The organism is Stenotrophomonas sp. 2YAF22 (assembly GCF_052114665.1).
Taxonomy (GTDB): Bacteria; Pseudomonadota; Gammaproteobacteria; order Xanthomonadales; family Xanthomonadaceae; genus Stenotrophomonas; species Stenotrophomonas indicatrix.
Genome location: NZ_JBFRFE010000064.1, coordinates 1 through 11,028, shown reverse-complemented (window position 1 = coordinate 11,028; position 11,028 = coordinate 1). Strand labels below are relative to the sequence as shown.

Genomic DNA, 11,028 nt, shown 5'->3' with positions numbered 1-11,028 from the left:
GATCTACTGAGGCGGTGYGGCATCCGCGCATGGCGTGGATCTACTGAGGCGGTGCGGCATCCGCGCATGGCGTGGATCTACTGAGGCGGTGCGGCATCCACACATGGCGTGGATCTACTGGCGCGATGCTGCATCCAGGCGCTGGGGCTTAGGGCTTTGCAGTAGATCCACGCCATGCGTGGATGCCGCAATCCATCAACCTGCTATGCGCAGCTTCTCCAGCGGTACCCAACCGGCCTCGCCAGCTGCCGGCACACACCACGCCCACCCATTGAGCGTGCGCACGCCGCGCAGGTGCTGCCCCGGGTCCACATCAAGCTCCCGTGCGCAGTAATCCTCCGTGGCAAACGCGCCACCCTGCGCATCGCGACCGATCACCGGCGCCGGCACGAACCCCGGCTGCTGTCCCTCGGCCTCGCACAGAAACCAGTCCTCCCAACCCTCGGGCCCCTCATAACGTTCGCCCACCACCAGTGCCTGGCCACGGTGCAGGGTGATCGGATGCGGAAATTCGCTGCGGTGCGCAGCCATCACGATGTAGTTCATCGGCCCATGGTGGCAAAAAAAAGCGGCCCCGCAAAAGCAGGGCCGCCAGGGTGGGCCGGGATGGGGGAGGGAATCCCGGCCCGCGTTCAGCACCCAGACGAGGGAGAGAGGCGCCGAACGCTGGAACGCGTTACGCCGCTGCCACTTCCGCCGGCTCATGCGACGGCAGAGCTGCCAGTGCACCGGCAATGGCGTCTTCGCGATGCTGCGGCGAATAGGCGATGCCCTCGGCACGCACGAACTCGATGTCGTTGATGCCCCAGAAGGCAAACGTCTGGCGCAGGAACGGCTCCTGGAAGTCCGCCGGCGAATCGGTGTAGATGCCGCCACGGCTGCTGACCACGATCACCCGCTTGCCACCGGCCAGGCCCACCGGGCCGTTCTCGGTGTACTTGAAGGTGCGCCCGGYCACCGCCACGCGGTCGATCCAGGCCTTCAGGGTGGAGGGCACGCTGAAGTTGTACATCGGCGCGCCGATCACCACGATGTCGGCAGCCAGGAACTGCTCGAGCACCTGTTCAGCATCGGCAGCCTCGGCGGCATCGGTCTTGGCCAGCGAACCGCTGCGCAGATGCGGTACCGGATTGGCGTCAAGATCGCGATAATCAACCTGCAGGCCGTCGATCTGCTGCTTGAACTGGGCCACCACGGCGGCGGTCAGGTGGCGGGAGACGGAGTTGTCGCCAAGCACGCTGGCGTCGATGTGCAGAAGCTTCATGGCAGTACCTATGTTCGGGAGAGGTGGCGGACTTGCCGCCGACGGAGAGAACAATAGGTTGTTGCAAGGGCGGGATAAAGGTGGTTGAATGCCACTTATTGTTCTACTAATGGAACTCGGGTATGCATGACCTGAATGATCTCTACTACTTCGCGATGGTGGTCGACCACGGCGGTTTTGCCGCCGCCGAGCGCGCACTGGGCATCCCCAAGTCGCGCCTGAGCCGCCGCATCAGCCAGCTGGAAACCGACCTGGGCGTGCGCCTGCTGCAGCGCTCCACGCGGCGTTTTGCTGTCACCGACGTCGGTACCAGCGTGCACCGCCACGCCCAGACCATGCTGGCCGAGGCGCAGGCCGCGCGCGAGGTGGTGGACCGCCTCAGCGCCGAGCCACGCGGCCTGGTGCGCGCCAGCGTGCCGGTCTCGCTGGCGCAGATGCAGCTGCCCAAGCTGCTGCCCAAGTTCCTGGAGCAGTACCCGAAGGTGCGGCTGCAGCTGAACATCAGCAACCGCCGCGTGGACATCATCAACGAAGGCTACGACGTCGCCCTGCGCGTGCGTTCGCGTCTGGACGACGACGGCAGTCTGGTGATGCGCAGCTTTGGCCAGGTGCAGGAACTGCTGGTGGCCAGCCCGAAGTACCTGGACCGCGCCGGTCGCCCGAAGGACCCGGAAGAGCTGGCCAACCACGTAACCCTCAGCATCAGCGAAGACGAAGCGCGCCAGCGCTGGGAACTGCACGGACCGGAAGGCGCGGTGCGCCGGGTGGACCTGCAGCCGCGCGTGGCTGGTTTCGACTTCCCGCTGCTGCAGAGCATGGTGAAGGACGGCTTCGGCATCACCATGCTGCCGGAAACCGTCTGCGCCGATGCCGTGCGCAACGGCGAGCTGGAAGTGGTGCTGCCGGACTGGTCGCTTCCGCAGGGCGTGTGCCATGCCGTGTTCGCCTCGCGTCGCGGCCTGCTGCCGGCGGTGCGGGTATTCATCGACTTCCTGGCCGAACACCTGCCGCCGCAGCTGGAGGCCTCGCGCCTGGATTGCGGTGGCGCCTGCGAGAAGGCCAAGGAGCGGATCAAGGCCAGTGCGCTGGGTGCGTTGGCGGTGGACGCGGGCTGAGGGTTGCCTCCTAAGGAACAACGGTCTTGGGCAAATCGCCCGGCCGTGCGAGAATGCGTGCCCGGCCAGCAGGCTGGGCCGATACGGAGAGATGGCCGAGCGGTTTAAGGCACCGGTCTTGAAAACCGGCGAAGGGTTAAACCTTCCGTGGGTTCGAATCCCACTCTCTCCGCCAGCTTTTTCAAAAAGCCCCTGGAAACAGGGGTTTTTGTTGTCGCCGCAGCTGCGCGCCCATCGGACCGTCAGATCAGCATGCGCCCCTGATGTATGCACGCGCGCGTGGATGAGGCCGGGTGCGCTTACCCACGAAAACCACCTTTCGGCTTGCTATGGCACAACGGGTAACTGGAGCATGACCTGAAAGGCCCATGCGGTCCCGTTCTGTCGACAAACACCCCCACCTTGCATACGGGGCAGCGCTCGTCGTTGATAGCCGTCCCTGAAATCCCGGTGACCTCTACGGCACCTTCGTTCACCAGCTCGTCCAGGAACGGTGAGTGCTTCCCCTGCAGAGTGAACATCGCAACCGACCGTCGCGCACGCGTCAGCGCGACATAGAACAACCGTCGTTCTTCGCTCAGTGGATAAGTATCACCATCCGGCATTGCCAGGGAAAGCACCGGGTCATCCGAGCGTAGGCTCGGGAAGCTGCGATTGATCATGCCCGGCAGGATCACGTAGTCCGCCTCGCGCCCCTTCGATCGATGTGCTGTGAGGAACTCGACATCCATCGTGCTGCCGAAGGTCGTCTTCCAATCCGAAGGCACTGCACCGCGATCCGCGCGGTAGCGCCCCAGAACAAAAACGCTAACGCGCCCGTCGCGTCCCTGCGGAACCGCACCTGACAACAGCTGCTGGTGCAGCTTGGCAAGGTACTGGCGAACACCATCCTGCACCTCCTCACGCCGGTTCATCTGGAACGCCTGCAGCACCGGGCCCATTGCCGGCGTAGCAGAACGAACCGTCTTGGCAATCTGCGTCGGATTGCGGCTGATGAAGCGACTGGAGATGTCGCACAGCTCCTGCGGACAGCGGAAAGTCTGCTCCAGTTTCAGCACTTGCCCGTGCCCCACCCATTCGCGGAAATCGGTCATCACTGAAACATCGGCGCCGGCGAAGCGGTTGATCGATTGCCAGTCGTCGCCAACGGCAAACAGATAGCGGCCTGGGCGGTTGACCAGGGCGCGGCACAGGCGGGCGCGGGCGCGCGAGGCGTCCTGGAATTCGTCGGCCATCACCAGTTCGTAGGGCGATTCATAGTGGCCCTGTTCCAGCAGCCCGGCGGCCATGTTCAACATGTCTTCGAAGTCGATGCTGCCCTCGTCGGCCAGCGCGTCATCCCACGCCTGGAACACGGGCCCGGCGATTTCCAGGAAGCGCCGGTAACGCTCCTTGAACTGATCCTCGGGCATCTGCCGCAGACGCTCGGCCATGCCTTCCAGGCTCAGGCAGTTGCTCTTGGCGTGCGCAATGAAAGTGCGCATCAGCCCGATCAGATCGGCATCGGGCATCGGCTTGGCGCCGGTATCGGGTAGTTCGCGGTCCGGGTTGGGGTCCAGCTCGATGCGTGATTCGCCCAGCCGTTCCGATAGGTGGTGCAGGGCCTCGCCACTGCGCAGCCCGAACGAGGTGGTCTCGACCAGCGCGGTACCGCGTGCGGCATGCTGCTCGCGTTTCCAGCGCACGCCATCGGCGTAGTTGGCAAACTGCTGCGGCGGCTGGCCGTCGGCATCCAGCGCGAAGTGCTCGTGATACAACTCGGCGTCCGGATAATAGAAGTCCGGGCGATATTGGCGATGGGTATCGGTGGCGGTATCGAACTCGTAGCGCCGCTCGTAGTCGTAGGCCACGCCGTTGTAGAACAGCCAATCGGCAATCACGCACTCTTCCTGGCTCTTCACCCTTTCACCCTGCAGGGTGCGGATATAGGGCGTGCCATCTCGGTCGTAGCCATCGGCCAGCATCTGCGTACCCAGCGGCGGCAGGTCGCGCCCGAAGACCAGTCGGAACATGTCCCACTGGGTGCGGAAGTGGGTCGAGCGGTCCTTCAGGTTGTCCACCAGCTCGGCCAGCTTGTTGAAGCCCAGCGTTGCATCGATGGCCCATTCGGGAATATCGGGCTTGCGCCCCGTCGCCTTGGCGATGATGGACAGGCCAAGTGCATGGAAAGTGCGCGCCTCCACCACGGTATCGCCCATGCCTAGCCGCTCGAAGGATCGCTGTGCCCGATCTTCCAGCTCTTTGGCGGCATCCTTGTTGAAGGCCAGCATCACGATGCGCTCGGGGGTCACAAAGCCACGGTCGATAGCGTAAGCAGCCTTGGCCACCATAGTGGAGGTCTTGCCGGAGCCGGCTGAGGCGACCACCTGCACGCGGTTGTCGAAACAGATGACCGCGCGGGCTTGTTCTTCGGTAAGCGGCTTGCTCTCCACCCGTTGCAGGAAGTTCCTGGCCAGCACCAGTTCGCGCGTTGCCATGGACGCGTTGGCCTCGGCCCAGACGGATGGCCAATCCAGTTCCCAGTCGCGCAGGGCGTCCAGCGCGGCACGGTGGCTGTGCGCGTGCAGGTCTTCGTGTACGGCGTCATCGAGGAACAGCTGCTGCAGCTCGGACGGCTGCAGGGGCAGGGCGGGGCGCTCGGCCAGCAGTGCTTGCTGCTGTTCGTGGGTGATCCAGCGGCGGTCGGCGCTGCCGCGGTCTGTCAGGGTGTCTGCCTTGGCCAGCCAGCAGTGGATCTGCGCGAGGATGTCTGCAAAGAGCGCTTTGCGACCGCGGGTCGTGCAGGTAAACAGGACCTGCTGCACGGCGGCCGAAAGCTGGGATGCTTGGCGGTTGGGCAGGCCATCGACGGACACCGTGTGATGGTCTTCAGTCTGCAGCTCGACCCGGGCCCAGAACAGGCCCGGAATGATCCGCACGCGCGCATCATCGTCCACGTGCTGGCGGTAGTGCTTGCCACCCATGCGAATCTCGACGTATTCGCCTTCCAGCCGCAGCAACCAGTGTGCTGAACGGGTCAAACGCTGGCCCCAGCCCGAGGGGCGCCATTCCATAGACATCCAGAAACTGCCTTGCATACGTCAATGGGCGTAAAGTGCCCTTACGAGCCAATGATAAGCGGGCTTGGTGTCGCTTGTGGCTTGTACCGCCTCCGTCTGGGCGAACGCAGGCTTGCACCGGGTTACCATGGGGCCCGCAACCCGAGCTCGCCGTCGTTCAATGGTTGCAATCCAGGAAGGATTCCCATGTCGAAGCTGATGCAGCATTTCCCGCGCCGAATCCGTGTGTTGGCCGTCGCGCTGTTGGCCGCAGCACTGCCCGCCGCTGCGCAGGCAGCCGTCCAATCATTGGCGTGTGGTCTCTGGTCGGAAGAGGCTGACGGGACTTGGGACGCCCTGCGCTATGTGGATGGAGCCACCGGGGCTACGGAATCGCGCGACACTTATCAATGGACATCGAAGCAGGTCTCTTTCGGCACCGGTGCCTCGTTCAGTTGGAATCTGATCTACCACTGGCCGAGTGATGCGACCCGTCAGAAGACCGTTCCCGAGCGCGACGTGGTTGTGGGCATGGAGTTCCGGTTCAACGCAAAGGAGATCGGCCAGCCACTGAAAGACCCGGGGCATACGTGGATTCATCTGTACCGCTTCGCCGATCCGGCCAGACGGTTCTCGGTTCACTCCACCAGCCTGACCAACACCATGGACTGGACGCGCCTGCAGGATGGAAGCCTGTATGGACGAGCGTTGTTGTCGCTGGACACGGTGCTGGCATTTGGTACGGACTTGGATGCACTTGTCTGGAACATCCGTCGTGGTCCCGATCCGCTGGGTGTGACCGAGTCCGAGTTTGCGGGCGCGCTGCCCGTGTTAGCGATGCGCGGCAAGATGGCGCGGGTTCCGCAACTGCGCCTAGCGCTGGACCGCAAGGCGGCGAACTTCCGCAGTGAATGCAAGGCGCCCATCATGATGGGGCAGTAGTGACCGTGGCCATGCCCCATGCGCGCCCGTAGCAGTCTGTGGCGGAACGCGTCGAACCTGTAGGCGGGTCGTGATCTGCATGATGGCGGCGCTTTGGGTAATCCGATCGTCGTAATCGGCCATGCCGTGGGCGACGGTCGACTGCTCCGGTGCGTGCGCTTCGTCACGGCTCCACTTCGCAGAAGGCCCCGGCTGTCGCAGGCTGCACACAATGCTGTTTCTGCCTCTTTTCAGCGCCGGACGGCACGCGAATCATGGCCTCGCCAAGGCACCTGCCTAGGCCGGGATTGGCGTCCCGAACTTACGTATCACTACGGATCGTGTTGCAGCCGCAACTGCAATCACGACAATGCACCGTCTGCCAGTCCATGGCGGGCGGTGCGTGGGGATCTCTCGATCCGCCGGCTTTAGTGGTACGTATCCGGCACGCCAACCCGCACCGTCCGCCACCTTGCATCTGCAGGTGGCTACACCGCGAGGTTGCCACCATGTCTGACCTGCTTCCCGACTATCCTCGTCTGCACGCGCTGCTCGGCGATGCCGTGCGCGATCTTCCCAATGCTCTCGCCGAAAAGATGGAAGACGCACTCAGTGATGTCGCCGAGTCCGCGCCTCCCTCTGCGTTCTTCACGTTCCTGCGAGGCCACGGCAAAGGCCATCGTGCGGACGGCACACCGTGGTCCGAAAACCGCCTCACGCCCGGTCGCGCTTTCGACTTGGCCTTGGCCACCCGCAGTGCCTCGGGCATCACCGCGCTCACTGCCATGTTGCACGCCRCACACGTAGCTCGGGAGAACGATGATCCGGGCTTCTATCCGTCGGCGGCCATGGTCGATGGTCTGTTCGATGCCTGCGAGGCGCTGTCACTACAGGTAGAGCGCTGTCTTGACCCTTGATTCACCGGTGCGCGGGCAGGGGGGGGACCTCCAACCTGGTCCCCATGCCTGCGGTTCAAGCGCCGTGCTACTCGTTATCGCTTTCTGCTTGATCTGCGCCGCTCGACCGCTTCGCGCGCTCTTTTAATTCAGCGACCAGGCGTCGCTGTTCTGCGTGCGGCATTTTGGCGGCGGCGAGAATGACATTGGCCAGTGCGTCGCTATCGGCCAGAAGATAGGCCAGCGGAACACCCAGTTCGGCAGCCATCTTTCCGGCAGTGGCAAAGTCCGGCTCCGACGTGCCCTGTTCGTAACGTGTCACCCGGCTGGACACCACATCCTCAGACAAGCCAATGCGCCGGCCCAGCTCGCGCTGGGAGATGCCCATCGCCAAGCGCGCTTCTTTGAGGCGCTTGGTGAACTGGTCGCGGAGAGGTGTGGGCGACATTACCCGCCTGGGCGCATTCTGTAACGGTCTACAGGATGGCAATCGCCCCACAATTCGTATGCTACATTATTTGTAGCATCGTGGGTCGGAGTAGCGTATGAAGCCGTCTTCGCGGCCAGCGCCGCCTGGCAGCACAACATCGACAATCTGCCTTGCCTGCGGATACCGCGGCCCGATGGCCATCCGCAATGGCCGCGTGCATTGGTCTGGCTCGGGGTGGGCATTCACGCTTCTCGCGCTGCTTGGCGGTGCAGTTGGTTTCGTATTGATGGGCGTCATCGGGATGCTGGCCATGTCGATACTGATCGGCATTGTGGGTGCACTCGCGGTCCGCCCGGCATCTGCCTACCACTCCTGCCCGCAGTGCCGCGTCGATCTGCAGTGGCGTTGAAGGTGCCAACTGGCACGGCGATGGAGGTGCGTAGGAAAAATCTGATCGTGGGCGGGTAGTGATGACGTTCCTGTCCCGTTGATCGGCCTTTGCCTATAGTGGAGCCAAACCCCGCAATGGAATGGCCCGATGCACCCGATGTCCTCCGGCCGGTGCCTGGCACTCGCAATCGCCGTCGCTGTGAGCGCCAGTGCCTGCGCACGACCGCCATCCACCGAACACGAAAGGAATCCCACCATGCCTGGCGCAACGCAGACCGGCCGCACCCTAAACGGCCACACCTACACCGACGCGCCCGTGGATGTGAAGCTGGGGCCGAATACCTTCCGCATCCCCGCCAATTATCTGGACAGCCAGATTGCGCCTTGGCCGGGGGAGGGGGTGACGCTGGTTATCGAATGGCCTGACATGAAGCCGACGGCGCCGGGCGCACGGGCGAATCCGAGGACCAATGATTTCCGCAAGGAGATCGCGGTGGCGGTGAACTACATCGACAGGATTCCAATCGAAACGTCGCTTGCGCGACTGTCGTCCAACGAGGCCATCACCGAGGAGGGATCGGTGGAACGTGGTGATCCACGGGCACGCCTGGACCTGCGGATTGCCCGGCCAGCGACGCTGGGGCTGGTCCCTTATGCCATCGATGAAGAGAAGATGGCCCGCTATTCAAAGGACTACGAGGCCCGCTACGGCAAGCCTCCTGTTCGAAACCCGGCCTATGAAGATGACTGGTATGTTGCGCGCAACGAAGATGGTCAGCTCACCACATTCATAAAGTGCGAGACCATCTCGTTCCGGGGTGATGGCGTGCGCCTGGAAGGCGATCAGGTCATCGACCTCGACGACCCGGTGGCGGCAGGATGTACGCACTATTTCGTGGATGTCGAGAACAAGCTCTCGATCACCTTGAACTACAAGCGGGCATTCCTGAAGGACTGGAAGCGCATGGAAGACGCGGTACGGGATGCCTTGGCACGCACCAAGGCCAGGTGATCCGAAGACAATTCAAGGAGTAAGTCATGGGTGGACTGACCCAGAAGGACATCAGGATCCTCACTGCCTATGCGGATTCGGGCAACCGGGAGCTCTACTGGAACTATCTCTCGCAACTTCCCGGTGCAGACGGTTATGGAACGCTGGCGTTGGGTGTTGTGCGCAACGACAGCCTGCCCGGGCGGGTGGCAAACAGCTACGCCCAGGAACATGCGAGAACGCAGCACGACGATGGTTCACGCTTCCCCAATGCGGTGTTGAGTGAACGGCAATGGGAAGCCTTCGGACAGAGTCTGCTCAAGCAGGACCTCGTGTTGCGGCAGTACTGGTCGCAGCAGCAGCGCCCGGATCTTGCCTTGAACCTGCCCGGCAAGGATGTGATGACCGCGCACGACCGCGCGTTCGAGCAGCATCGCATGGATCCCAATTGCTGGACACCCCGCGTGCTGCTTCAGGCCGCACTGGAAAAGAGTGGCCCGCAGAAGCTCGAGCAGATCTGGAGCAACATGCTCGACAACGATGGGGCCGGATTGCCTCGGGTGGGAAGTACCAGCCGCGATGCCATCACCCAGATGGGATTGAGCAGGGGTAGCCAGTACCTCGGCACGCTGACGTTCCATGAAGTCACCCAGGCCCTGGGTGGCCGCTCCTCGGTCGACCCCAACGTCATTGGCGGCCTCAATTCCTACGCGTTGTACTTTGAAAAGGACAGCAAGTGGGTCAGTGTCACCTCCGGCGGTGGGCACAGTTCGCTGCGCGAGATCACCGATCCGGCCCGCATCGCCGAGCTCAACGACGCGCGCGAAGTCCGCCTTGAGCGCCAGCAGAAGGCCACCCACTTCCACCCGGAAGATCCCTACCGCTCCATCACCCGCAGCCCGCTCACTGCATCGGTCGATGGCATGCCAGGCCCCCAGCGTTCGCCAACGCGTTTGGCGGACATTGACCCGGGCCACGCCGAGTACAGTCTGCTGCAGCAGGTCAGCGGGCATGTCGCCGGCATCGATGCCAGAGCAGGACGCACGGCGGATGAAAGCAGTGAACGTCTGACCGCCAGCGTGATGGTCCTGGCCCGGCAGAACAACCTGGACCGTGCCGACCATGTGCTGCTCAGCGCGCAGACGGCGGACAGCCCAGCGGGCCGCAACGTGTTCGTGGTGCAGGGCGAGATGAACGACCCGGCACACCTGAGGGCTTCCATGCCCACCGATGTGGCCGTGCAGACGCCGGTAGAGCAGTCGTTGCACCGTCTGGAGCTGGCCAGTGCAGAACGGCAACAGGCCCTGTCCCAGCGTCAGCAGCAGGAACTGGACAACCAGGTGCGCGAGCATCCGGCAATGCGCCTGGCATAGTGCACAGCAAGGGGCAGTGGGGTATTCCCATTGCCCCGCACCCGTCACTTCCCTGGTGCGTCGGCAGTCTGCGCCGCCACCATCGCCTGCTGCATTTCCTTCAGCGACAGGTAGCCATCGCCGTCGGTATCCAGCCCCGTGAAGTACTTCGCAATTTCCGGCACCACGGTCGCTTCTTCCTTGCTGATCTTTCCGTCCTTGTTCTTGTCCATCGCAGCGAACGCGGCATCGATCGAGTCAGCCTGCTTGCTGAAGCGTGCCTGCTGATACGTAGCAAACTCGGCCTTGTCGACGCGACCGTCCTTGTTGCTGTCCATCGCGGTGAAGGTGGAATCGATATAGGCCTGTTTCGGGTCGGCTGGCGCCGCCTGTGCAAGCAGCGGGGCGGCGCACAGCGCGATCAGCAGGGCGGTTTTGTTCATATGCATTGCATGTAGTCCTTCAGCGAGGGAGTCAGCGGCAGGGGTAGGTGTAGCCATCGCGGTCGCGATAGCTGTCGGTGCGGCGGTCATAGTTGCCGTAGCGGTTCATGCAGTAATCGGCGCGCTCGCGTGTTTCCCGCTCGCGCTTCGCCGCTGCCGCGATCACGCCCGCCACCACAGCCGCGCCC

General features: G+C 63.4%; 11 protein-coding genes and 1 tRNA gene. 7 read left to right on the top strand and 5 right to left on the bottom strand.

Features of this window, described 5'->3' with window-relative positions:
• Nucleotides 1–195: 195 nt before the first annotated feature.
• Nucleotides 196–546 carry a ligand-binding protein SH3 gene (locus AB4Y84_RS04450; protein ID WP_154880808.1) on the bottom strand — a complete coding sequence of 117 codons (351 nt, stop codon included), beginning with the start codon at nucleotides 544–546 and terminating at the stop codon, nucleotides 196–198.
• A gap of 130 nt (nucleotides 547–676) precedes the next feature.
• The gene (locus tag AB4Y84_RS04445) at nucleotides 677–1,264 is read right to left on the bottom strand and encodes an FMN-dependent NADH-azoreductase (RefSeq protein ID WP_442249817.1); all 588 of its coding nucleotides are present in this window, start codon (nucleotides 1,262–1,264) and stop codon (nucleotides 677–679) included.
• 122 nt (nucleotides 1,265–1,386) lie between these two features.
• On the opposite strand from AB4Y84_RS04445, the gene AB4Y84_RS04440 reads away from it, so the two are divergent.
• Both AB4Y84_RS04440 and AB4Y84_RS04435 read left to right on the top strand, forming a co-directional pair.
• The gene (locus AB4Y84_RS04440; RefSeq protein ID WP_025878750.1) at nucleotides 1,387–2,379 is read left to right on the top strand and encodes a LysR family transcriptional regulator; all 993 of its coding nucleotides are present in this window, start codon (nucleotides 1,387–1,389) and stop codon (nucleotides 2,377–2,379) included.
• An 85-nt stretch (nucleotides 2,380–2,464) separates the two neighbouring features.
• Nucleotides 2,465–2,554 (top strand) — tRNA-Ser (locus AB4Y84_RS04435).
• Between the two features lie 124 nt (nucleotides 2,555–2,678).
• Here AB4Y84_RS04435 and AB4Y84_RS04430 read toward each other — a convergent pair.
• Entirely contained in the window at nucleotides 2,679–5,432 is a 2,754-nt protein-coding gene (locus tag AB4Y84_RS04430; RefSeq protein WP_442244361.1) for a UvrD-helicase domain-containing protein, read from the bottom strand.
• A gap of 192 nt (nucleotides 5,433–5,624) precedes the next feature.
• Here AB4Y84_RS04430 and AB4Y84_RS04425 point away from each other — a divergent pair, with 192 nt between their 5' ends.
• On the top strand, nucleotides 5,625–6,359 hold the full coding sequence (locus tag AB4Y84_RS04425; RefSeq protein ID WP_442244348.1) for a hypothetical protein: 735 nt from the start codon (nucleotides 5,625–5,627) through the stop codon (nucleotides 6,357–6,359).
• 488 nt (nucleotides 6,360–6,847) lie between these two features.
• Nucleotides 6,848–7,255, top strand: a complete 408-nt coding sequence (locus AB4Y84_RS04420; protein ID WP_442249816.1) for a hypothetical protein — start codon at nucleotides 6,848–6,850, stop codon at nucleotides 7,253–7,255.
• Between the two features lie 67 nt (nucleotides 7,256–7,322).
• Here AB4Y84_RS04420 and AB4Y84_RS04415 read toward each other — a convergent pair whose 3' ends face one another.
• Complete coding sequence (locus AB4Y84_RS04415; RefSeq protein ID WP_265951112.1) at nucleotides 7,323–7,682, bottom strand: helix-turn-helix domain-containing protein; 360 nt, start codon at nucleotides 7,680–7,682, stop codon at nucleotides 7,323–7,325.
• A 175-nt stretch (nucleotides 7,683–7,857) separates the two neighbouring features.
• Between AB4Y84_RS04415 and AB4Y84_RS04410 the strand changes: the two genes are divergently transcribed.
• The 3 genes from AB4Y84_RS04410 to AB4Y84_RS04400 all read left to right on the top strand — a co-directional run bounded on the left by AB4Y84_RS04410 (nucleotide 7,858) and on the right by AB4Y84_RS04400 (nucleotide 10,418).
• Entirely contained in the window at nucleotides 7,858–8,073 is a 216-nt protein-coding gene (locus tag AB4Y84_RS04410) for a hypothetical protein (protein WP_265951111.1), read from the top strand.
• Between the two features lie 129 nt (nucleotides 8,074–8,202).
• The gene (locus tag AB4Y84_RS04405; RefSeq protein WP_363734387.1) at nucleotides 8,203–9,066 is read left to right on the top strand and encodes a Smlt3025 familytype IV secretion system inhibitor; all 864 of its coding nucleotides are present in this window, start codon (nucleotides 8,203–8,205) and stop codon (nucleotides 9,064–9,066) included.
• A 26-nt stretch (nucleotides 9,067–9,092) separates the two neighbouring features.
• Nucleotides 9,093–10,418, top strand: coding sequence for a Smlt3024 family type IV secretion system effector (locus AB4Y84_RS04400; protein ID WP_363734386.1), 1,326 nt, complete (start codon nucleotides 9,093–9,095; stop codon nucleotides 10,416–10,418).
• A 44-nt stretch (nucleotides 10,419–10,462) separates the two neighbouring features.
• Here AB4Y84_RS04400 and AB4Y84_RS04395 read toward each other — a convergent pair whose 3' ends face one another.
• Complete coding sequence (locus AB4Y84_RS04395) at nucleotides 10,463–10,840, bottom strand: EF-hand domain-containing protein (RefSeq protein ID WP_223495521.1); 378 nt, start codon at nucleotides 10,838–10,840, stop codon at nucleotides 10,463–10,465.
• Nucleotides 10,841–11,028 lie beyond the last annotated feature (188 nt).

Bases quoted from the DNA above. Each gene is read 5' to 3' on its own strand.
- AB4Y84_RS04410 (WP_265951111.1), top strand. From the start codon at position 7,858: ATGGCCATCCGCAATGGCCGCGTGCATTGGTCTGGCTCGGGGTGGGCA.
- AB4Y84_RS04425 (WP_442244348.1), top strand. From the start codon at position 5,625: ATGTCGAAGCTGATGCAGCATTTCCCGCGCCGAATCCGTGTGTTGGCC.
- AB4Y84_RS04450 (WP_154880808.1), bottom strand. From the start codon at position 546: ATGAACTACATCGTGATGGCTGCGCACCGCAGCGAATTTCCGCATCCG.
- AB4Y84_RS04400 (WP_363734386.1), top strand. From the start codon at position 9,093: ATGGGTGGACTGACCCAGAAGGACATCAGGATCCTCACTGCCTATGCG.
- AB4Y84_RS04405 (WP_363734387.1), top strand. From the start codon at position 8,203: ATGCACCCGATGTCCTCCGGCCGGTGCCTGGCACTCGCAATCGCCGTC.
- AB4Y84_RS04430 (WP_442244361.1), bottom strand. From the start codon at position 5,432: ATGGAATGGCGCCCCTCGGGCTGGGGCCAGCGTTTGACCCGTTCAGCA.
- AB4Y84_RS04395 (WP_223495521.1), bottom strand. From the start codon at position 10,840: ATGAACAAAACCGCCCTGCTGATCGCGCTGTGCGCCGCCCCGCTGCTT.
- AB4Y84_RS04415 (WP_265951112.1), bottom strand. From the start codon at position 7,682: ATGTCGCCCACACCTCTCCGCGACCAGTTCACCAAGCGCCTCAAAGAA.
- AB4Y84_RS04440 (WP_025878750.1), top strand. From the start codon at position 1,387: ATGCATGACCTGAATGATCTCTACTACTTCGCGATGGTGGTCGACCAC.